Below are 19,552 nucleotides of genomic sequence, written 5' to 3' on the forward strand. Positions count from 1 at the left end.
CGTCGTTCCGTACCGTACGGGGCGACGGAGGAGAGTGATCATCGTGGCACGGCTGCGCCTGGGTCCACTGCTGAGGTATGTCGACGGTTCGACGGCGACGGTCTGGGTCGAGACCGACCGCCCTTGCAGCGCCGAAGTGCGCTGTGCCGACGGCTCCAAGGGCACGGCGAACACGTTCCAGATCGCGGGCCATCACTACGCGCTCATCCCCGTCACGGGACTGCGTCCCGGCACGGAGACGGCGTACGAGGTGCGGCTCGGCGACAGCGGCGCCCCCGTGTGGCCGCTGCCGGGCTCGCCCTTCCCGCCCAGCACCATCCGCACGCCGGGCGAAGGCGGCGACGAGGCGCTGCGCGTCACCTTCGGGTCCTGCCGCTGGGCCGCCCCGCCGAGCGACGAGCACGACCCGGTGGGACCCGACGCCCTGGACACCCTCGCGGCGCGCATAGCCACCGGCACCCCGGCCGACCGTCCGGACGTCCTGCTCCTCCTGGGCGACCAGGTGTACGCGGACAACACCTCCGAGGCCACGCGGCGCTGGCTCGCGGCCCGCCGGAACCTGAACGACCCTCCGGGCGACCAGGTCGCGGACTACGAGGAGTACACCCACCTCTACTACGAATCGTGGCTCGACCCCGAGGTGCGCTGGCTCCTCTCCACCGTGCCCAGTTGCATGATCTTCGACGACCACGACGTGATCGACGACTGGAACACCAGCGAGTCCTGGCTCGCCGAGATGCGGGCGACACCCTGGTGGCGCGAGCGCGTGCTGAGCGGCCTGATGTCGTACTGGGTCTACCAGCACCTCGGCAATCTGCCGCCGGCCGAACTGGAACGCGACGAGCTGTACGCCGAGCTGCGCGCGACGCCGGACGGTACGGACGCGCTGCGTACCTTCGCCGCGGCCTCGGACGCCGACGCGGCGGCGACCCGGTGGAGCTACCGCCGGGACTTCGGCCGCGTACGCCTGCTCATGATCGACACCCGGGCGGCGCGCGTCCTGGACGAGCAGAACCGCGCGATGGTGGACCCGGAGGAGGCCCGCTGGCTGCGCGAACAGGCCCTCGACGGCCTGGGGCGCGGGGGCGCCGGGGACGGCACGGGCGCCGGGGGTGGCACGAGCCCTGGGGGCGACACGATCTCCGAGGGCGGGGCGGGCGCCGGGAGCGGAAAGGGCGGCTTCGACCATCTCCTCATCGGGACCTCCCTGCCCTGGCTGCTGCCGCACCTGATCCATGACGCCGAGGGCTGGAACGCCGCGCTCTGCCGCGGTGAGCGCGGGGAGCGCTGGGCCCGCTTCGGCGAGAACCTGCGCAGGCGCTCGGACCTGGAGCACTGGGCGGCGTTCCCCGCCTCCTTCGACGCGCTGACCTCGCTGATCGCGGAGGTGGGGACGGGCCCGGACGCACCGGCGACGGTGTGCGTGCTGTCCGGCGACGTCCACCACGCGTACATCGCGGAGCCCAGTTGGCCGGGTGGCCGTGATCCCGACGCCCGGGTGCTTCAGCTGACGTGCTCCCCCGTCCACAATTCGATCCCGGCGTCGATAAAGCTGGGCTTCCACTTCGGCTGGAGCAGGGTGGGCCGGGCTCTCGGCCGCCGCTTCGTCCGGCACGGACGGATCACGCGGGCCGCCATCAACTGGCGCAAGACGGGCGGCCCCTGGTTCGGCAATCAGCTCATGACGCTGACCCTGCGGGGCCGGTCGGCGGAGGTCCGGCTCGATCAGGCGCGGGTGGTGAAGGGCGTCGGCGTACGCCTGGAGACGACCCAGGAGTCGAAGCTGTCGTAGGGCGCAGCCGTCAGACCAAAACCGTCATACGCAGCGCCTGCGACGGCGGTAGCAGGAGCGGCCACCCCCACCCCGCAACGCACGCAGGTACACACCGAGGCACGCAGGGCCGTAGGCACGCGCACGCGGGCCCGCGGGCCCGCACGCACACGCCGCCCCCAGACCCACAGCCGTCCCACCCGTCGCACCCGTCGCATCCGGTCCCGCGCGCGAGGCTCGGACCTCTCACCATCTCCTCTCCTCACCCCCCTCCCCATAGCCCCGCAAAGGCGACCGACGCCCCACAAGTCTCACGTGACACAGGCCACACCCGTCTGGTGATCCTCCGTTCCGGGGTTCGCCCGCGGGCGCCCCGGCGGCATGATGAGGCGGACCGTCCGCTTCCATAGCCCCCACACACCCCACAGCCCCAGCCCCCACACGCCTCACCCCCGCACCCTCGCACCCCACGTCACCTCACCCCCACCCACCCCCACGCCCCCTCACCTGCCCGGGAGTCACGCCCTTGTCAGCACCATCCGCAGCGGCCACCCCGGAACCGGAACACGACACAGCAGGCGCCGCAGCAGTCGCCGGAGCACGCACCGCAGCAGGCACCGCAGCAGGCGCCATAGCAATCGCCGTCGTAGGCGCGGGACCCCGTGGCACGAGCGTCCTGGAGCGGCTCTGCGCCTCCGCGGCCGAACTCCTGCCGCCGGGGGCACGGCTGACGGTCCACGTCGTCGATCCCTCGCCCCCGGGGCCGGGGCGCGTCTGGCGGACCGCCCAGCCGGCCGGGTTGCTCATGAACACGGTCGCCTCGCAGGTCACCCTCTTCACCGACGAGAGCGTCGACTGCGCGGGGCCCATCAGACCGGGCCCGAGCCTGTACGCGTGGGCCGCCGCCGGTCACGCCCCGGGGCTCGGCCCCGACGACTACCCGACCCGCGCCTGCTACGGCCGCTACCTGGAGTGGGTCTTCACCGAGACCCTGCGCCGCGCCCCCGGAACGGTCCGGGTCCAGGTGCACGCGGCCCGCGCCGTGCGGCTCGACGGGCCGGGTGACGGCGCCCAGAGCCTCCTGCTCGACAGCGGCCGTGAACTCTCCGGCCTCAGTGCCGTCGTGCTCGCCCAGGGCCACCTCCCCACGGTCGACGACGCGGGGCAGCGGGACCTCGCCGCGCACGCGGCGCTGCACGGCCTGCGCCACATCCCGCCGGCCAACCCGGCCGACGTGGACCTGGCGGCCATCGCCCCCGGCGAGCGCGTCCTGCTCCGCGGGCTCGGCCTGAACTTCTTCGACCACATGGCGCTCCTGACCGAGGGCCGCGGCGGACGCTTCACCGCGGCACCGGACGGCGGCCTGCGCTACCGGCCGTCGGGGCACGAGCCGAAGCTGTACGCGGGGTCGCGGCGCGGCATCCCCTATCAGGCGCGCGGCGACAACGCCAAGGGCCCTTACGGACGTCATCAGCCGCTCGTCCTCACCCCCGACGTCATAGCCCGCTTCCGCAAGCGCGCGGACAGCGGCGACGCCCCGGACTTCCTGGACGAGATATGGCCACTGGTCGCGAAGGAGGTGGAGACGGTCTACTACACGGGCCGTTACGCGGACTGCCGCGCGGGCCTCGCCTCCTCCCCCGGGCGGACGGTCGCCGACTTCCGCGATGCCTTCCTCGCGGCGCCGCACCGCAGCCCTCAAGAAACCCTCGTACTGGACGAGTTCGGGATACCCGAGGCCATGCGCTGGTCGTGGGACCGGCTCGCGCAGCCGCATTCCGGCCGTGTCTTCCGCTCCCCGGACGACTTCCGCGCCTGGCTGCTCGCGTATCTGCGCGAGGACACCGCGCAGGCCGCGCTCGGCAATGTCGCGAGCCCGCTGAAGTCCGCCCTGGACGTGCTGCGCGACCTGCGCAACGAACTCCGTCTGATCCTCGACCACGGCGGCCTGTCCGGCACCTCGCGCCGTGAGCACCTCGACCGCTGGTACACGCCTCTCAACGCCTTCCTGTCGATCGGCCCGCCCCGGCGCCGCGTCGAGGAGATGACGGCGCTGATCGAGGCGGGCGTGCTCCACGTGCTCGGCCCGCGTCTCGACGTGCGGCCCGCCCCGGACGGGACGTACCTCGCGCACTCCCCGGACGTGCCGGGGTCGGGTGTGTCCGTCACCACAGTGATCGAGGCCCGGCTCCCCGAACCGGACGTGCGGCGCACCGCGGACGAACTGCTCGGTCAGCTCCTGCGAACCGGCCAGTGCCGCGCCCACGTCGTCGACGGCTACGAAACCGGAGGCCTCGACGTCACGCCCCGCCCTTACCGCCTGATTGACCGTCAAGGCCGTGCCCACACACGGAGGTTCGCCTTCGGGGTGCCCACCGAGGGCGTGCACTGGGTGACGGCGGCGGGGGCCAGGCCGGGCGTCGACTCGGTGACCTTGTCGGACGCGGACGCGGTGGCGCGGGCCGTGCTGCGGACGGCGGCGGGCGCGAAAGAGGCGACCGCCCCGAGGGGAACGGTGCCCTCCGCGAGAAGAGCGGAATCTCCCGAATGGCCAGATGTTGAACTTGCAAGCATTGATTAGGTTCCCCTAACCTTGGGCCTCCGCTCGGTTACCGTCCCCGAAAACCGAAGGAGTCCCCCACCATGACTGGACGTCTCAACAGCGCCCAGCCCTATGCCCTCGGGCTTTTCCGCATAGTCATAGGCCTGCTCTTCGCCTGCCACGGCGCCGCCTCGCTCTTCGGCGTCCTCGGTGGCGCGATGGGCGGCGGCACGGTCGACGCCGGCACCTGGCCGGGCTGGTACGCGGCCGTCATCCAGCTGGTCGGCGGCGGACTGGTCGCCCTCGGCCTCGGCACCCGCGCTGCGGCGTTCATCTCGTCCGGCTCGATGGCGTACGCCTACTTCAAGGTGCACCAGCCCGAGGCCCTGTGGCCGCTACAGAACGGCGGAGAGGCCTCCGCGATCTTCTGCTGGGCCATGCTCCTGCTCGTCTTCACCGGCTCGGGCGCGCTCGGCCTCGACCGGCTCTTCGCCTCGCGCGGCGAGAGCGCGGACAAGGCGTCGGAGCGCACGCCGGTGGCCGCCTGACACGGACGCGCACACGCGCCACGCGCACACGTACATACGCGCCACGTACATATGCGCCACGCGCACACCCTCACGTGGCGGTGCCCCCGTCCTTCGTACGCGTACGAAGGACGGGGGCACCGCCACGTCCGGACCCCTCGCCGCCGTCCGGTGCCACAGGCCGCAGGGGGCGCGAGGCACGGTGAAGCTTCAGGCCGCAGGGGCGAACGGCACCGTGAAACGTCAGCCCACAGGGGCGAACGGCACGGTGAAGCACGCCAGCCGGTCGCCCGCGCCGCCCTGTTCGCGGTGCAGCACGACGGATGCGGCGCCGCCCGGCCGGAACTCCCAGTCATGGCGGGCCCTCGCCTCGCCGGAGCCGTCCTCGCGCGCGGTGAAGTCCAGCCAGACCTCGTTCTCCGGATTGACGTAGGCCGGGTTCTCGGAGGGCTGGACCGGGTCCTGGCGGTCCTGGTAGTGGCCGCCCGCCGCGGCGGGATCAGCGCCGCACGGCTTCTGGTGCACGTGCGCGCCGTACGCGTGCCCGGGCTTCATCCCCTGCACCCGGAGCGTGACCGCCATGCCGCCGGGCCCGCCGCGCTGCTCGACCTCGATCCGGGACCCGGCGGGGACGAGCTTCTTGTCGTACGTGATCGCCGACGAGGAGACGAAGGCCGTGGGCGGCGCGAACCGCGCCCCGACCTTGCTCTCGTAACACGGCCCGTCTCCGCCGACCGCGCCGCCGCCCGCTGCGAGCACCGCCGTCGCCACGGCCCCGGCGAGCATTCCTGCCACCATCGCCCCGCTCCTTCCGAACCCTCCGCCGACCCTGCTGGTCGCCGCGTTGGTGACTCCGTTGGTACGGGAATTCGGCGCCGGATGCCCCATCGAGGGCGGCAGCCGGGTGAACGTGATGTAGCGAACATATGAGCCCCCCGTGGATCTACGGCGGAGAGCGCGGCGTACGCTGTACAGCTGTCACCAAGCCGCCCCTGCCGCTCCCCCGCGACGTCGCGGCGTCAAGTCGTCGACCGGGGAGTTACGGGGAATTTCGGTGCTTGAGACTCTGGGCGCACTGACCAGCAGCCCATGGATCTACGCGGCAGTCGTCCTGTCCGTGCTGTTCGACATCGTCCTGCCCGTGCTGCCGAGCGGCGTCCTCGTCATCACGGCCGCCACCGCGGCGGCAGCGGCGGGCACGGCGGGCGCGGGAAGCGTTCCGCACGCGGTCCCGGACATCCTGATCCTGCTGCTCTGCGCGGCTACCGCCTCGGTACTGGGCGACCTGGCCGTCTACCGCCTCGCCTGGCGCGGCGGCGAGCGCCTGGACCGCGCCATCGCCCGTTCGCGGCGCCTGACCACCGCGCAGGAACGACTCGGCACGGCGCTCGCCCGGGGCGGCGGCGCCCTGGTCGTCATCGCGCGCTTCGCCCCGGCGGGCCGCTCGATCGTCTCGCTCGCCGCGGGCGCGGCCCACCGCAAGGTGCGCGAGTTCCTGCCCTGGTCGGCCCTGGCCGGCGTCGCCTGGGCCGGGTACAGCGTCGCCCTCGGCTACTTCGGCGGCCAGTGGCTCGGCGCGTCGTGGCTGGCCACGGGCGTCTCCCTGCTCGCCCTGTTCGCGGCGGGCGCGGGAGCGGCGTTCCTGGTCCGACGCCCGCGTACGGCGACGGCTTAGGCGGCCGAGGCTTTCTCGGGGACTCGCCCGGAGGTCCCATCAGAGTCCTGCCCAGGGGTGGCCCGAGCAGAGGCCTGCCCGGAGGTCTGCTCGGCTGTCCGGGGCTTGGCCCCGCGTACCTCGATCCCGGCGAGCAGCTCGGCGGTGGCTTCGGCGACCGCGTCCACGGCACGGTCGAAGACCTCGCGGTTGTGCGCGGCCGGGGCGCGGAAACCGGAGACCTTGCGCACGTACTGGAGCGCGGCGGCCCGGACCTCCTCCTCGGTGGCGTCCTCGGGGATGGCGGGCGGACGGAGCGTCTTGATGCTGCGGCACATGCTTACAGCTTGCCGCGAACGGGGCGCGGGCGGGAAGTCGTACGGCGCACGCGCGTCCCCACCCGCCCGAGGTGTCCCTGAAGTTCCCCGAGTGCCCATGAATTTCCCCGGGCGCTCCCTGATTTCGTCCGACATCAGGCGCGGCGGCCCTCGCACTCGAAATTCGAACAGGAGTAGCATTACCGGGTGCCTGCAACCCCTGCTTACGACTTCCCGGACGACCTCCTCGCGGGTCAGGAGGAACTGCATCAGGTCCGCTCCGAGCTCCTGGCCCTGCTGAAGCGGCTCCCCTGGTCGGTGGCCCCCCTCGACGGCTTCAGCGACGACCGCGGCTGGCGGAAAGTGGAACGTCCCGCCAGCCCCGGCTGGAGCCCGGACGAACAGGCGGAAGTCGAGAAACTCCGTGCCCGGGAAAGGGAGTTGGCGGTGTTCGTCACTTGTCACCGCTTCTGGGACGAGGTGACCGGACCCGACGCGGTGGCGGCCCGCGCGCGACTCAAACACGTCCACGAGAAATCCATTGACACCGGGTGACGGCGGGCGTTGACTCCCTCTACGCCGAGGAGGTGCTGCCATGAATTTTCTGCTGGTCGTCCTGCTTGTCGCACTGATCGGCCTGGGTTTCAGCCAGCCACTTCTGTGGCTCGCAGCAGCGGCGCTCGTCTACTTCATGGTCCAGCAGTACGACCGCGGAGGCTCGGGCAAGAGCAGCAGCAGCGGAAGCGGCACGGGCGCGGCCCCAGGTGGTGGCGGCGGTGCGGGTGGAGGAGGTGGCGGCGGAGGCGGCTTCCCCAAGACCTACCGCGACTACCGCATCCGCAAGGAACGCCAGGAGCGCTGGGACCGCCGCTACCGCCGGACACACCCGAACTCGGGCCGCTGAGCCGCCCCGAGTCGGCCTTGCGTCACCCCCGAGGCAGCTCCGAGGCAGCTCCGGTACGACTAGTCACCATTCCGGGTGACGGCGCGCTTACCTGCACAAACGCTGGGGATTGAGGTCATGCACAACGCATCGACCAGCCTCGGGAGCCTCCGCGTATGCGCTTCACGACCACCGTCTTCACCGCCGCTTTCGCGGCCGTCCTGACCGCGACCGCCCCCTCGGCCACGGCCGGGCACGAGACCGCCGAGCGGCACGCGGTGTCGGCTCCGGGCCAGGTCTGCTTCTGGTCCGAGCCGGGCATGATGGGCCACGCCTGGTGCTACGGCCCACCCGGCTACGCGGAAGCCGAGAACGGCACGCAGCGCCACGCGTACTCCTTCGAGTCACGCGTCAACGGCTCGGTGTACGCCATCAGTTACGGCCCCGGATCCGGCTGCGTCTACCGAGAGATCCGCAAGGACGACTACGACGAGAACTGGACGGCCTGGGCCAAGAAGCTGGACGGCGTCAGCGATTCGACCATGGGCTGCGAGCAGGGCTGACGTACGCAGATGCCGCACCGCCCCCGCCGCCTCCTGGCCGCGCTGCTCCTCTCCCCCGCCCTGCTCCTGAGCGCCTGCGCCCAGTCGCCCGCCACGAACTCCCGCGCCCCCGCGCTCGCGCCGGACGACGTCATCAGGGCGGCCCAGCAGCAGCTGACGGACGCCTGCCTGAAGCGGCAGGGCCTGAAGCCGCCGCGCCCGCACGCCGGGCCCGAGAAGTCACCGGGCCCCGCCCAGCAACGTACGGCGGACGCCTTGTTCGGCACCGGCCGCACGGAACTGTCCATCGAGCTCCCCACCGGGTACGTCGTGCGTGCCCACACGGACGGCTGCCTCGCCGCGGCCCAGCGCACCCTCTACGGCGACCAGCGGCGCTGGTTCCGGGTCTCGACGATCCACAACAACCTCAGGCCGGAGGCGGCCCACCGCGACCGCAGCCTCGCCTCGGTGCGCGCCGAGCACCGCGAGGAACTGGCCGACTGGCGAACCCTGCGCACACGCGCCCTGCACCGGGCCAGAGCCCAGCTCACCACCCCGGGCAAGACGACTGACCGCAACGCCACGGACGAGCAAGCCACAGACGACCACGCCACGGACGACCACGGCACCGACCGCAACACCACTGACCACAACGCCACTCATCACGCCGGCGTTCATCAAGACATCGCTCATCACCACAAGGAGAAGCACGCCTGATGCCCATCAAGCACAAGTCCACGGCCCTGCTCGCCGCCACGCTCCTGGCGGTCGGCGCGGGCGTGACCACGTCGGCCGCCACCGCTCAGGCCGCCTCGTGCCCCAGCGGCCAGTTCTGCGCCTGGACCGACAGCGGCTTCGGCGGCCAGCGCACGAACTGGTCGGGCGACGACCACGACTGGGAGGACCCCATCCAGGACCAGGACTCCTCCTGGGCCAACCACGGCATCTCGGGCCCCGGCATCAAGGACCACGTCCAGGTCTACGAGAACCCGGGCCTGGTCGGCTTCGGCACGGTGTGCCTGAGCCCCGGCCAGGAGATCGCCGCTCCCAGCGGCTGGGCGAACGACAGCGGTGACTCGCACACGTGGAAGATGGAGTGTTAGCCACCGAACCACCGCCCCCACCACCCCCACCGCGCTACAGCTCCCACCGTTCCACTGCTCCACCGCTCCACTGCTCCACTGCTCCACTGCTCCACTGCGCCACCGAGGTGCACCCCAATCAGCCGCCCCCGTCCTGTCGGGGGATGGGGTGCACCGCCCCTTATCCCTCCCGTTATCCCTCCCGGTCAGCCGACCGGCGCCCCGGCAGGCAGCCCACCGAGCATCGCGATCGGCGCCTGCGCCGCGTCGCCGACCTGGTTCGTGACGGCCGCGGGGTCGTCAGCCCTGACCTCGCCGGCGGCCGGGTCCACGGCGACGTCACCGAGGGGATCCTTCAGGTCCCGGGTGGCTTCTGCGGCGGAGTCCAGCATCTGCATGCCCCCGTCGACGGGCGGCTGCGGCGCGGCGAAAGCGGGCGAGACGGCCCCCAGAGCGAGCCCGACACCGACGACCCCAGCAGCGGCCTTGGCGATCTTCACGAGGCGAATCCCTTCCGGCAGGGCCCGACGGCACACGACGGTCGCCCACCGAAAGCATCCGGACCGAACACTCACTGAGCCCTTGCCACCCCCTCCAACTCCCCCAAGATCCCCGAGGTTCTGGCCGACCACCCGATCGATTCCGCCGACCGGCCAACCGGCCCCGGACCGGTCGTCGATGCACGTCAGTTGCCCTCTCCCACCCCTGGGCGGGAGGGGGCAAGCGGCATTGTTGCTGCTGTTACGGGTGGGGCTGCTGTCACTGATGTTGCTCGCAGCATGAACCCGAACATCACCCTGCGGTGACGAAGGGACTCTCCAACTCGACTTCGGCATACCGTGGTTACTGAGAGAGGGGGCTCATGTCCATGGCATCGAAATCCGTGATCCTCGTGGTCGACGACCACAGGGACACTCTGTTCGCGCTGGAGAGCGCGCTGGCTCCTCTCGGCTATCCGCTGGTGAGCGTGACCAACGGCGACCACGCCCTCAGGGTGGTCCTGCGCGGGGAGGTCGGGCTCATCCTGCTCGACGTGCGCATGCCGGGCGTGAGCGGCCTCGACGTCGTGCGCTACGTGCGCCGGCTCGACCAGACGCGTGCCATACCCATCATCCTGCTCACCGGTTTCGACGTCAGCCGCGAGATCGCCGCCGCGGCCTTCCTGCTGGGCGTCGCCGACGTGGCACTCAAGCCCATCGACCCGCTCACGCTGCGCACCAAGGTCCGCTATCTCTTCGACACGTACGAGCAGCTGAAGTCCATGCGCCGGGAGATCCAGGACCTCCGGTCCCAGCTGGAAGCCGGGTCCACCAAGCCGACGAACGACAGCCACTCGGCCCCACGCTGGACATCCGACCCACAGATCGAGAGCTGACCCCCCACACCCCGACCCCCCACACCCCGGCCCCACACACCCCGCACATGAAACCGGCCCTCCATCCGCTCACGGATGAAGGGCCGGTCTCTGCCGCTCAGGTGCACGGCATCACTGTGGGCGCGGACGGTTTCGAACCGCCGACATCTGCCTTGTAAGGGCAGCGCTCTACCGCTGAGCTACGCGCCCGGGATGTTTCGACAGCCTACCTTGACTGTGACCCCGCGCCGCAAACCCGTATGGGCGGGCCCAGGAGGGGTCGGCTCCGCCCGCGAACCGGGAGGGGCGCCGACCGGGGCCGTGGATGTTTCCGTGCCTCGTCACGGTGGTAGTCCGCACCTCGTGTCCGCCCGCAGCGAAGACGGCGAAGTCGCGGTGCGCAGCGCGAACTAACCGGCCCGTGTGTTCGTCATTAACCGGTGGGAGAATGTGACACCGGGCAAGGCGGATGACAGCACGGGAGAGGGATAGTGACGGCGACACCTTCGCAGCCGTACACACCGGACACGTCGAGCAGATCAGCACTGCCCGAACCGCGGGAACTACCGGAACCGCGGGGACTGACCGAACGGCCGGGACTGGCCGACCGGCCGAGACGGACCGAACGGCCGGGACTGGCCGAGCCGCGAGGACCGCTGCCCGACGCGAGCCCGCCGGACGGGAAACTGCCGGTCGGGAAACTGCCAGACGGAAACCCGCCGGACGGGAAACCGTCGGACGGAAACCCGCCGGTCGGGGATCTGCGTCGGCGGCGCCGCGGGAGCGCGCGGCCGAGTCCCCTGCGTGACGCCCTCGCCCTCGTTCTCCTGCCTCTCCCCCTCCTCGCCCTTACCCTCCCGGCGGCCTTCGCCGGCGGTGGCACCCGGCGGTGGTTCGGCGGGCGCGGGGAGAGCGTGCGGGCCGACGCCCAGGCCGCGAAGGACGCGGCGGCAGCCGCCTTCTACGAGTTGGACACCGCCCAGCGGGACCTGCGGATCTCCGTCGAGACCATCGTCGCCGTCGACTCCACGCCCGCGGCCCAGCGCGCCGTCTCGGACTTCGAGGCCATCGGGCGGCGGATCGACGAGGCCAGCCACCAGTACATCAGCGCGGTGGACGCGCACGACCTGGACCGGGACGACCTGGAAGCCTCCGTCGCCGCCCGCGCCCGGACCGAGCTCACCGAGGCCAAGGGCGAGCTGGACAAGGCCAAGCAGGACCTGGACCGCTTCCAGCAGGGGCTCGGCCCGCTGCTGAATAAGGCGGAGACGCAGCTAGCCCGGCTCGCCCCCGCCGTCGAGCGCGCCCGGCAGACCCTCCTCGCCGCCAGCAACGCCCTCGACGCCGTACGAGGAGCAGGCCTCAAGGCGGACGATCTCGCCGCCCGCCTCGCGGCCCTCGGGCCCGAGCTGACCAAACTCAACCAGGGCGCGGGACAGCACGGCGTCCCGGAGACGCTCCAGCGCGCCGACCGCGTCCTGCGGGACGCCGAAGCCGTCCGCGCCGAGGCCGAGCGGCTGCCCGAGCGTGCCGCCGAGATAGACCGCCGCCTGGTGACACTGCGGACGCGCGCGCAGGCGCTCACCACCCGCAGCGGCCAGGTCGAGCCCATCCTCAGCGAGCTGCGGCGCCGCTTCACGATCGCCTGCTGGCAGGACCTCCAGCGCGTCCCGGACCAGGCCGCGGAGAACGTAAGGCAGGCCGAGGCCAAGCTGAAGGAGGCCCGGCAGGCGCGCGAGGAGCAGCGCTGGCCGGACGCCACGTCCCTGCTCTCGACGGTCCGCGCCCTGCTGAACTCGACGGACGAGGCGGTCTCGGCCGCCGGTGACCGCCTGCACCGGCTGAACGCCGTGGCGAAGGACCCCCAGCAGGAGATCGAGCGCACCCGCTTCGCGATCCGTGACGCCCAGCGCCTGGCCATGGCGGGGCGCCAGACGCCGGAGCAGCGGCACGCCCGTCCGCTGGACGAGTCCGTCGCCCGCCTGGACCGCGCGGTGGCCTCCCTGGAGGGCCGCCACCCGGACTACTGGCACTTCCTGACCGAGACCGAAGCCGTGCGGCAGACGGTGGCCGGGGTGGTCTCCCAGATCCGGGAGGAGCGGGGACAGGGCGCCTGAGCGGCCACGGCGGCGGTAGCGGTAGCTGCCACTGCACTGCCGAGGAGGGTTGGCGCGGGGCGGCTTCCCTTTGAGGCGTCCGGGGTCGGGCGGTGTCGGGCGGCGTCTGGTGGCGGTCGGCGGCTCGCGGGCGGATCCTTGAGGTACGTACGCGTACGCACTCCGCAGAGGAGGCGACATGGCCACGCACGTACTCCGCCCAGGGGCGAGGCAGCCCGGGCGACGCGTCACGCTCAACGAACATCTGCCCGTCGACCACCGTCTGAGCACGGTCTACCGCTTCGGCGCGGGTCTGATGGGTCTCGTCCTGCTCACCTTCGGCATCCTCGGCCTGATCGACAAGGTCGGGTTCTTCGACACCGGGGGCGACACCGTCGCCGGTCTGAACACCAACGGCGCGCTGAGCGTCCTGTCGATCTGCGTCGGGCTGCTCCTCTTCGTCGGCATGGTGATCGGCGGCAACTTCGCGTCGACGCTCAACATGGTCCTGGGCTGTGCCTTCATCCTCAGCGGCTTCGTGAATCTCGCCCTGCTGGACACCGGCCTGAACTTCCTCGCCTTCCGCATCCCGAACGTCCTGTTCAGCTTCGTGGTCGGCGTCCTGCTCATGATCTTCGGGATGTACGGGAGGGTCGGCTCGGCCCTGCCGCACGACAATCCGTACTGGCGGGCACGCCACCCCGAACAGGCGGGGCACGCCGCCGGACAGGTGCGGCATGCCGGGCGAGCGGGGCACGCGGGCCGCGCCGGACGCGGGCGATTGGCCCAGCGCCAAGTCGGCCGGACGGACGGTACCGGCCGGTTCGACGGCACCGACCGGTTCGACGGCGCCGACCGAGCCGACGGTGCCAACCGGGCCGACGGTAACGGCCGGTCCGACCGGGCCTAGCCAACCCGCCCGACCACCCTGAGCAGGCACTCTGAGGCCCCTGTGCGAGCCTTGTGGCATGTCGGACCTCACGCCTGCCCTCACCACCCCTCCACCCCTCGCCACCTCCTTCAGCTCCGCCCTCCGCACCCGGCGTCTGGTCGCCATCGTGCGCGGCAAGGACGCGGACGCGTCCTTCCGTACGGTCATGGCGCTCGTCGAGTCCGGTGTGCCGCTCGTGGAGGTCTCCCTCAGCGGCGCCGACGCACTCGGCGTCCTGCGCAGGGCGCGCGCGGAGCTCGGCGGCGAGGCCTGGCTGGGCGCGGGCACGGTCCTCACCGCGGACGACGCGCGGCGCGCGGCGGACGCGGGGGCGAATCTGGTCGTGACGCCGGGCCTGGGCGCCGGGGTGGACGAGGCCCTGCGGCGTGAACTGCCCGTCGCCGCGGGTGTCCTGACGCCCACCGACGTGATCGCGGCACGTGCCGCGGGCGCCACCGCCCTGAAGATCTTCCCCGCGTCGGCGATGGGCGGGCCCGCCTACCTCAAGGCGTTGCGGGCCCCCTTCCCCGACGTGCCCTTCGTACCGGTGGGCGGCGTGGACGCGACCGCCGCCGAGGAGTATCTGGCGCTCGGCGCGGTCGCGGTCGGCGTCGGATCGCCGCTCATCGGTGACGCGGCGGACGGCGGCGACCTCGACGCGCTCCGCAAGCGCGCGGCGCGGTTCGTGGCGGTCGCGGAGGCGGCCGGGACCGCGGAGACCACCGGGGCCGCGGAAACCTCCGGAACCACGGGAGCCGCCGGGGCCGCGGAGACCCCCGGAATCACGGGAGCCGCCGGGGCCACGCAGGCCGCCGCCATTACGGCAGTCCCCGGAGCCACCGGAGCCGGCCGATGAGCGTCACGGGTCGGGCAGGCGCCGCCGACGTCCTGACCCTGGGCGAGTCCATGGTCGCCCTGCGCGGCAGCGGGCCGCTGAAGCTGGGCGGTTCGATGGACGTGTCGATCGCCGGGGCCGAGTCGAACGTGGCCATCGGCCTCGCGCGTCTCGGCCACACCGCCCGATGGGCGGGCGCGGTCGGCGAGGACGAGGCGGGCGAGCTCGTGCTGCGCACGCTGCGTGCCGAGGGCGTCGACGTCAGCGGGGCCACCCGCGATCCGGACGCGCCCACCGGGCTGATCCTCTTCGAACCGCGGCTTCCCGAAGTGACCCGCGTGCACTACTACCGTGCGGGTTCCGCCGGTTCACGCCTCACGGCGGCCGCGGTCGAGAGCGCCTTCGCCGCCACGCCTGACGCGCCCCGTGTCCTGCACCTCACCGGCATCACCCCGGCGCTCGGCCCGTCCGCGCTCGCCGCCTGCCGCCGCGCCCTCGAACTGGCCCGGGAGCACGGCACCACGGTCTGCCTCGACGTCAACTTCCGCTCACGGCTGTGGACCGAGGCCGAGTCCGCCGCGGTCATGCGCTCGTGGATCCCGTACGTCGATGTCCTCATCGCCTCGGACGACGAACTGCCACTGTGCGTACCGGAGACGACGGCCCCCGGCGGTACGGCCGCCGCCCTGGCCAAGGGACTGCTCGCGCAGGGCGTCCGCGAGGTCGTGGTCAAGCTCGGCGCGGACGGGGCCACCGCGTACGGCACCGACGGGGAACTGCACGCCCCGGCGCGCCCGGTGCGTGCGGTGGACGCCGTGGGCGCGGGGGACGCGTTCGTCGCCGGATACCTTTCGGCGCTGCTCGACGGGGAAGACGTGGCGGGCCGCCTGGACCGGGCCGTGACCACGGGCGCCTTCGCCGTGGCCTCACACGGGGACTGGGAGGGCGCGCCGACGCGCTCGGAGCTCGGCCTGCTGGGAGCGGGCCCGGGAACGGTGGTCCGCTGACACCTCGTCCCGGGTGTCCCCGGGATGAGGTGTGCAGCCGTCCGACCGGTCAGCCGCAGCAGCCTCCGCCGCAGCAACCGCCTCCGCCTCCGCCACTGGGGGCGGGGGCGGACGCCGAGGCGGTGCCTCCGACGGCCACGGTCGACAGCAGCTTCACCGAGTCCTCGTGCCCGGCGGGGCAGGCCGCGGGGTCGCCGGACTCGGCCATCGGGCGGCTCAGCTCAAAGGTGTCGCCACAGGAACGGCAGCGGTACTCGTATCGGGGCATGGGCCAAGGCTAACGGCAGCGACTCGACCAGGGCAGACGGCTTCGACGTAAAGGCCCCTGGAGGGAAGGAAGCCCCCACCGACAGACGGCCCGACGGCAGCACCCCGACCACGAACCCACCTACCCACTGGCCTCGCTCACGCCACAGCCGCGAGGAACCCCCGCAGGATCCCCTCCCCCGCAGCGACGCCCCGCTCCGGCAGCACCGTCAGTCCCGGGGCCGTCCAGCCCGTGTCGGCCAGTTCGCCGTGGCCCGGGCGCCAGGAGCGGTCGGCGGCGAGCAGCAGGTCGGCGTCCAGGAGCGAGTCGCCGGCGGCGAGGATCTCGGGCGCATCTACGCGCCGGGCCACCTCCCGTACGGCAGCGCTCTTGGTCAGCGGCTTCGGTACCACGTAGATCTTGCGGCCCTGCAACGAGACGGTCCAGCCGCGGCCTTCCGCCCACACGGCGAGCTCCTTGACCCACTCCTCCGGCAGCAGGGTGCGCTCGACGACCAGGTAGGCGAAGAGGTCCTCGGCCACGCGCTCCTTCAGGAGCCAGGCAGGATCGGCGGTGCGCACCATGTGCGTACGGACCTCGTCGAGCGAGGCGCACTCCGCGGCGAGGCGGCGGTCGACGTCGGCCCGCCAGCCGGGGTCGGACACCCCGTCCACCAGGATGTGCCCGCCGTTGGCGCAGATCGCGAACTTCGGTGCGGGGCCCGGCAGATGGATGCGCCCGTACTGCTCGCGCGTCCGCGTGGTGGTGGGCACGAAGACCGTACTGCGGCCCACCTCGTCGAGGAGCCCGGCTGCGGTCTCGGTGACGTACGACAGGGGCTTGCTCTCGTACACCTCGACGCACAGCAGGCGGGGCGCCTCGGCGTCGGGCATGGTCAGGCCGAGGGCGGCGGCGGAGTAGATGAGGGTGCGGTCGAGGTCGCTGGCGACCAGGACCTCACCCGACGCGCCACCCGCACGAGACGCACCGGGCGCGCCAGCCGTACTGGAGGAAGTACCAGACATGCCAGACCTACTGGAGGTACTCACTTGGTGGTCACCGCCTTGCCGTCCGTGCCGGTGGCTCCGCGCGTGAACTGAGGGTGGATCAGTCCGACGCAGGTGTAGGGGAGTTCGGCCACTTCCTCGACCGGTACGCCGCGCTGCTCCGCGAGGAGTCGTACGTGATCGAGGTCGGCCCCCGCTCCCGCGCGCGCCAGGATCTTCCAGGGGACGCGGCGCAGCAGGACGCGCGTCGTCTCGCCGACGCCCGGCTTGACCAGGTTCACGTCGTGGATCCCGTACTCCTCACTGATCCGCTCCACGGCGGCCCAGCCCTCCCAGGTCGGCGCCCTGTCGGCCGAGAGCAGCTCCTTGACCTCGGCGTCCACGGAGTCGAAGACCTCGTCGAAGTGGGCCGCTATGGCGTCGAGGAAGTCGAGGGAGACATCGCCGTCGGCGAGTTCGCGGTAGAACTTCGCGCCGTGGAAGTCGTCGGGGCCGACGAGGTCCGCGCGCAGGACGGTACGCGAAATCAGGCCGGACACCGTCGAGTTGAGGCAGGCGGAGGGGATGAGGAAGTCCTCGCGGGTGCCGTAGGTGCGGACACAGGACCCCGGGTCGGCGAGCACCGCGATCTCCGGGTTGAACCCGGCGGGGCCACCGGCCTCCTCGAACTCCCTTACCGCGTCGGCGAGTTCGCGCGTGATGGCGCCCTTGCCCGTCCAGCCGTCGACGAAGACGACGTCGGCCGTGTCGTGGTGGGCGGCGAGCCACCGCAGCGCGTTGGCGTCGATGCCGCGGCCGCGCACGATCGACACGGCGTAGTGCGGCAGGTCGAGGCCGTGCCGGTGCTGCGCCCAGCGCCGCATCAGGACGCCGACGGGCGTGCCCGCGCGGGCCAGCGAGACGAGGACGGGGCGGGGCGACCGCTCGGCGAGCACGGTCTCGGTGACGGTGCCGACGGCCTGCGCGATGCGGGCGGCGGACGTGCCGAGCGCCGCGCGGAACAGCTCTTGGTACTGCGGGCTCGGCTGGTACTCGACCGGCAGCGACTCGGCGTAGTGCGCGCCACCGCTCTGTATCGCCTCCTCGCGCTCCTCGGTGGGCGCCTCCAGGCGCACGTCCGAGAGATCCTGGAGCAGCCAGCCGACGTCTTCGGCCGCGTACGAGGAGAAGTCGGGGCCGCGGAGGGGCTCGGGCAGCATGGAGGGCCTTTCGGGGACGTGCTCGGGGGCTTGCGCGGGGGTCTGCCCGGGGACGTACGACGGTACGACGGCGAGCAGCACCCGCGGGGTGTGCGCGGCGAGCTGCGCGAGCAGGCCGTCCGGGGCGTGGAGCTCGGGCCGGTCGGCCACGGAGTCGACGACGAGGACGATCGCGTCGAAGCCGCCGCCCGCGACGTTGTACGCGTACCGCTCGCCGGGTCCGTCGGCGGGCGCGTCGTGGGCGGGGAAGACGAGGCGGCTGCGGATGGCGTAGCCGGGGTCGTCGACGGCGAGGACGGGCGAGCGGGTCGTGGTGGAGTACCGCACGTCCACGGCGTCCGCGGGCAGCCGCTCCTCCAGCGCCACGCCGAGGGCCAGCGGGGCGTACATCAGCTCCTCGAAGCCGAGGACGAGGACACGGGCACGGGCACGGTCACGCTCCGGGCGCTCGGAGGACTCAGAGGCTGCGGCGGGCTCGGCGGGCTCCGCAGGCTCAGAGTGCTCCGTGGGCTGCGCAGGCCCTGCCTCGCCGGAACCACCAGCCCCACCGGAACCGCCAAGACCACCAGAACCACCAAGACCACCGAAAGCCTCGACACTCCTCAGCCCCGGCAGCAGCGCCTCCGTGATCCGGTCCGCCATCCCCGGCAGCGCCGCGTCGAGCGCCGCCCGGTGCTCGGGGGCGAAGCCGTGGCGGCCGCCGTCCGGGATGCCGGCGGGCCAGCCGAGGTCGACCCGGGTGACCGAGCCGCCCTCGCGGCGCGGGGCGGGGAGGGCCGCAGCCTCGTACTCCTCGACCAGTGCCTGTCCCTTCTCCAGGACGCCGTCCGGCAGGCTCACCGTGCCGGACGCCGTGGTGATCAGGTCGACGCGCGCGCCGATCTCGCGGGCGAAGTCGGCCAGGCGGCCCCGATCCCGCGGGGAGCGCATGTCGACGAGGGCCACGATGACGTACCGCTCGCGCGGGTACAGCTCGTGCAGGGCGCGGATGGTGTTCAGGACGGTGTTCCCGGTGGAGAACTCGTCGTCGACGAGGACCAGCGGGCCGTCCCTGGTGAGCAGCCGCGGATCCTCGGGCAGCAGCAGGTGCGAGGTCGCGTGCGAGTGGGATTCCTCGAAGCCGCCCGCGCTGCGCACGGAGTCGACCGGGCGGCGCGTGGAGTGGAGGTAGGGCGCGAGGCCGATGCCGTCCGCCACGCAGTGGCCGAGGCCGGTCGCCGTCTCCGCGTACCCGAGCACGACCGCGCGCCGGGCCTCCGCGTCGCCCAGGAGCGCGCGCGCCCGTACGCCGAGGTCGTGCCCGGCCGCGTACACCACGGACGGGAGCTGCGGCACGTGCTTGCCGAGGACGTTCGACACCAGGAGGTGCGCCCGCTTCGGGTTGCGGCGCAGGGCGAGGCCGAGCATGCCGCTCAGCCCCGCGTCCCCGGCCAGTTCCACACCGAGCCGCTCGGCCACCCACGTCCCTGACCACACCACGTCGTCGTTCACAGTCCTCGCACAGTCCTTAGGTTCCCTACGTTCGTCGCCGTCGGCCGGAGAGCCCGGCGGGGCGGTG

The 19,552-nt window shown here is 72.5% G+C and carries 18 protein-coding genes, 1 tRNA gene and 2 pseudogenes; 14 read left to right on the forward strand and 7 right to left on the reverse strand.

All coding sequences use genetic code 11. From position 1 onward, the window contains the following. Nucleotides 1-43 precede the first annotated feature (43 nt). From QBL25_RS14605 to QBL25_RS14615, 3 genes are all read left to right on the forward strand, one after another. Nucleotides 44-1,792, forward strand: a complete 1,749-nt coding sequence (locus QBL25_RS14605; RefSeq protein ID WP_409057473.1) for an alkaline phosphatase D family protein — start codon at nucleotides 44-46, stop codon at nucleotides 1,790-1,792. A gap of 610 nt (nucleotides 1,793-2,402) precedes the next feature. After that, the gene (locus tag QBL25_RS14610; protein ID WP_409062651.1) at nucleotides 2,403-4,352 is read left to right on the forward strand and encodes an FAD/NAD(P)-binding protein; all 1,950 of its coding nucleotides are present in this window, start codon (nucleotides 2,403-2,405) and stop codon (nucleotides 4,350-4,352) included. 62 nt (nucleotides 4,353-4,414) lie between these two features. After that, the gene (locus QBL25_RS14615) at nucleotides 4,415-4,861 is read left to right on the forward strand and encodes a DoxX family protein (RefSeq protein ID WP_409057474.1); all 447 of its coding nucleotides are present in this window, start codon (nucleotides 4,415-4,417) and stop codon (nucleotides 4,859-4,861) included. A 222-nt stretch (nucleotides 4,862-5,083) separates the two neighbouring features. Here QBL25_RS14615 and QBL25_RS14620 read toward each other — a convergent pair whose 3' ends face one another. Beyond that, entirely contained in the window at nucleotides 5,084-5,638 is a 555-nt protein-coding gene (locus tag QBL25_RS14620) for a superoxide dismutase family protein (RefSeq protein WP_409057475.1), read from the reverse strand. A 256-nt stretch (nucleotides 5,639-5,894) separates the two neighbouring features. On the opposite strand from QBL25_RS14620, the gene QBL25_RS14625 reads away from it, so the two are divergent. Next, nucleotides 5,895-6,515, forward strand: coding sequence for a DedA family protein (locus QBL25_RS14625; protein ID WP_409057476.1), 621 nt, complete (start codon nucleotides 5,895-5,897; stop codon nucleotides 6,513-6,515). Nucleotides 6,516-6,607: 92 nt separating this feature from the next. Here QBL25_RS14625 and QBL25_RS14630 read toward each other — a convergent pair. Further along, nucleotides 6,608-6,832, reverse strand: a pseudogene (locus QBL25_RS14630) (DUF2277 domain-containing protein); the annotation flags it as partial. Nucleotides 6,833-7,018: 186 nt separating this feature from the next. On the opposite strand from QBL25_RS14630, the gene QBL25_RS14635 reads away from it, so the two are divergent. The 5 genes from QBL25_RS14635 to QBL25_RS14655 all read left to right on the forward strand — a co-directional run bounded on the left by QBL25_RS14635 (nucleotide 7,019) and on the right by QBL25_RS14655 (nucleotide 9,339). Beyond that, nucleotides 7,019-7,366 (forward strand): hypothetical protein, encoded by a 348-nt coding sequence (locus QBL25_RS14635; RefSeq protein ID WP_409057477.1) that lies wholly within the window; start codon nucleotides 7,019-7,021, stop codon nucleotides 7,364-7,366. 40 nt (nucleotides 7,367-7,406) lie between these two features. Further along, complete coding sequence (locus tag QBL25_RS14640) at nucleotides 7,407-7,715, forward strand: hypothetical protein (RefSeq protein WP_409057478.1); 309 nt, start codon at nucleotides 7,407-7,409, stop codon at nucleotides 7,713-7,715. Between the two features lie 155 nt (nucleotides 7,716-7,870). Then, nucleotides 7,871-8,257: a hypothetical protein gene (locus tag QBL25_RS14645; protein WP_409057479.1), complete on the forward strand. Its 387-nt coding sequence runs from the start codon at nucleotides 7,871-7,873 to the stop codon at nucleotides 8,255-8,257. 9 nt (nucleotides 8,258-8,266) lie between these two features. Next, complete coding sequence (locus QBL25_RS14650; protein WP_409057480.1) at nucleotides 8,267-8,953, forward strand: hypothetical protein; 687 nt, start codon at nucleotides 8,267-8,269, stop codon at nucleotides 8,951-8,953. Beyond that, a complete protein-coding gene (locus QBL25_RS14655) occupies nucleotides 8,953-9,339 on the forward strand; it encodes a peptidase inhibitor family I36 protein (RefSeq protein ID WP_409057481.1) in 387 nt (128 codons plus the stop codon). Before QBL25_RS14650 ends, QBL25_RS14655 begins: the two co-directional genes overlap by 1 nt. Before the next feature lie 185 nt (nucleotides 9,340-9,524). Here QBL25_RS14655 and QBL25_RS14660 read toward each other — a convergent pair whose 3' ends face one another. Then, complete coding sequence (locus tag QBL25_RS14660; RefSeq protein WP_409057482.1) at nucleotides 9,525-9,818, reverse strand: hypothetical protein; 294 nt, start codon at nucleotides 9,816-9,818, stop codon at nucleotides 9,525-9,527. Between the two features lie 368 nt (nucleotides 9,819-10,186). On the opposite strand from QBL25_RS14660, the gene QBL25_RS14665 reads away from it, so the two are divergent. After that, the gene (locus QBL25_RS14665; protein WP_409057483.1) at nucleotides 10,187-10,693 is read left to right on the forward strand and encodes a two-component system response regulator; all 507 of its coding nucleotides are present in this window, start codon (nucleotides 10,187-10,189) and stop codon (nucleotides 10,691-10,693) included. A gap of 117 nt (nucleotides 10,694-10,810) precedes the next feature. Here QBL25_RS14665 and QBL25_RS14670 read toward each other — a convergent pair. Then, a tRNA-Val gene (locus QBL25_RS14670) sits at nucleotides 10,811-10,882 on the reverse strand. A gap of 551 nt (nucleotides 10,883-11,433) precedes the next feature. On the opposite strand from QBL25_RS14670, the gene QBL25_RS14675 reads away from it, so the two are divergent. From QBL25_RS14675 to QBL25_RS14690, 4 genes and pseudogenes are all read left to right on the forward strand, one after another. Next, the gene (locus tag QBL25_RS14675; protein ID WP_409062652.1) at nucleotides 11,434-12,789 is read left to right on the forward strand and encodes a hypothetical protein; all 1,356 of its coding nucleotides are present in this window, start codon (nucleotides 11,434-11,436) and stop codon (nucleotides 12,787-12,789) included. Nucleotides 12,790-12,967: 178 nt separating this feature from the next. Continuing rightward, nucleotides 12,968-13,678: a DUF4383 domain-containing protein gene (locus QBL25_RS14680; protein ID WP_409057484.1), complete on the forward strand. Its 711-nt coding sequence runs from the start codon at nucleotides 12,968-12,970 to the stop codon at nucleotides 13,676-13,678. A gap of 58 nt (nucleotides 13,679-13,736) precedes the next feature. After that, nucleotides 13,737-14,393: pseudogene (locus QBL25_RS14685) on the forward strand (bifunctional 4-hydroxy-2-oxoglutarate aldolase/2-dehydro-3-deoxy-phosphogluconate aldolase); the annotation flags it as partial. Between the two features lie 158 nt (nucleotides 14,394-14,551). Beyond that, nucleotides 14,552-15,541: a sugar kinase gene (locus QBL25_RS14690; protein ID WP_409057485.1), complete on the forward strand. Its 990-nt coding sequence runs from the start codon at nucleotides 14,552-14,554 to the stop codon at nucleotides 15,539-15,541. 49 nt (nucleotides 15,542-15,590) lie between these two features. Here QBL25_RS14690 and QBL25_RS14695 read toward each other — a convergent pair whose 3' ends face one another. The 3 genes from QBL25_RS14695 to QBL25_RS14705 form a co-directional block, all read right to left on the reverse strand. Continuing rightward, the gene (locus QBL25_RS14695) at nucleotides 15,591-15,809 is read right to left on the reverse strand and encodes an FmdB family zinc ribbon protein (RefSeq protein ID WP_409057486.1); all 219 of its coding nucleotides are present in this window, start codon (nucleotides 15,807-15,809) and stop codon (nucleotides 15,591-15,593) included. A 137-nt stretch (nucleotides 15,810-15,946) separates the two neighbouring features. After that, a complete protein-coding gene (locus QBL25_RS14700) occupies nucleotides 15,947-16,813 on the reverse strand; it encodes an HAD family hydrolase (protein ID WP_409057487.1) in 867 nt (288 codons plus the stop codon). A 20-nt stretch (nucleotides 16,814-16,833) separates the two neighbouring features. Then, entirely contained in the window at nucleotides 16,834-19,485 is a 2,652-nt protein-coding gene (locus QBL25_RS14705) for a phosphoribosyltransferase (RefSeq protein WP_409057488.1), read from the reverse strand. Between the last annotated feature and the right edge of the window lie 67 nt (nucleotides 19,486-19,552).

The sequence above is a fragment of the Streptomyces sp. SYP-A7185 genome (genome assembly GCF_046103685.1).
GTDB lineage: Bacteria > Actinomycetota > Actinomycetes > Streptomycetales > Streptomycetaceae > Streptomyces.

What these genes read in the sequence shown, in the direction of transcription:
- QBL25_RS14615 (WP_409057474.1), top strand. Translation starts at nt 4,415, where the DNA reads ATGACTGGACGTCTCAACAGCGCCCAGCCCTATGCCCTCGGGCTTTTC.
- QBL25_RS14620 (WP_409057475.1), bottom strand. Translation starts at nt 5,638, where the DNA reads ATGGTGGCAGGAATGCTCGCCGGGGCCGTGGCGACGGCGGTGCTCGCA.
- QBL25_RS14640 (WP_409057478.1), top strand. Translation starts at nt 7,407, where the DNA reads ATGAATTTTCTGCTGGTCGTCCTGCTTGTCGCACTGATCGGCCTGGGT.
- QBL25_RS14645 (WP_409057479.1), top strand. Translation starts at nt 7,871, where the DNA reads ATGCGCTTCACGACCACCGTCTTCACCGCCGCTTTCGCGGCCGTCCTG.
- QBL25_RS14650 (WP_409057480.1), top strand. Translation starts at nt 8,267, where the DNA reads ATGCCGCACCGCCCCCGCCGCCTCCTGGCCGCGCTGCTCCTCTCCCCC.
- QBL25_RS14655 (WP_409057481.1), top strand. Translation starts at nt 8,953, where the DNA reads ATGCCCATCAAGCACAAGTCCACGGCCCTGCTCGCCGCCACGCTCCTG.
- QBL25_RS14665 (WP_409057483.1), top strand. Translation starts at nt 10,187, where the DNA reads ATGGCATCGAAATCCGTGATCCTCGTGGTCGACGACCACAGGGACACT.
- QBL25_RS14680 (WP_409057484.1), top strand. Translation starts at nt 12,968, where the DNA reads ATGGCCACGCACGTACTCCGCCCAGGGGCGAGGCAGCCCGGGCGACGC.
- QBL25_RS14690 (WP_409057485.1), top strand. Translation starts at nt 14,552, where the DNA reads ATGAGCGTCACGGGTCGGGCAGGCGCCGCCGACGTCCTGACCCTGGGC.
- QBL25_RS14695 (WP_409057486.1), bottom strand. Translation starts at nt 15,809, where the DNA reads ATGCCCCGATACGAGTACCGCTGCCGTTCCTGTGGCGACACCTTTGAG.
- QBL25_RS14700 (WP_409057487.1), bottom strand. Translation starts at nt 16,813, where the DNA reads ATGTCTGGTACTTCCTCCAGTACGGCTGGCGCGCCCGGTGCGTCTCGT.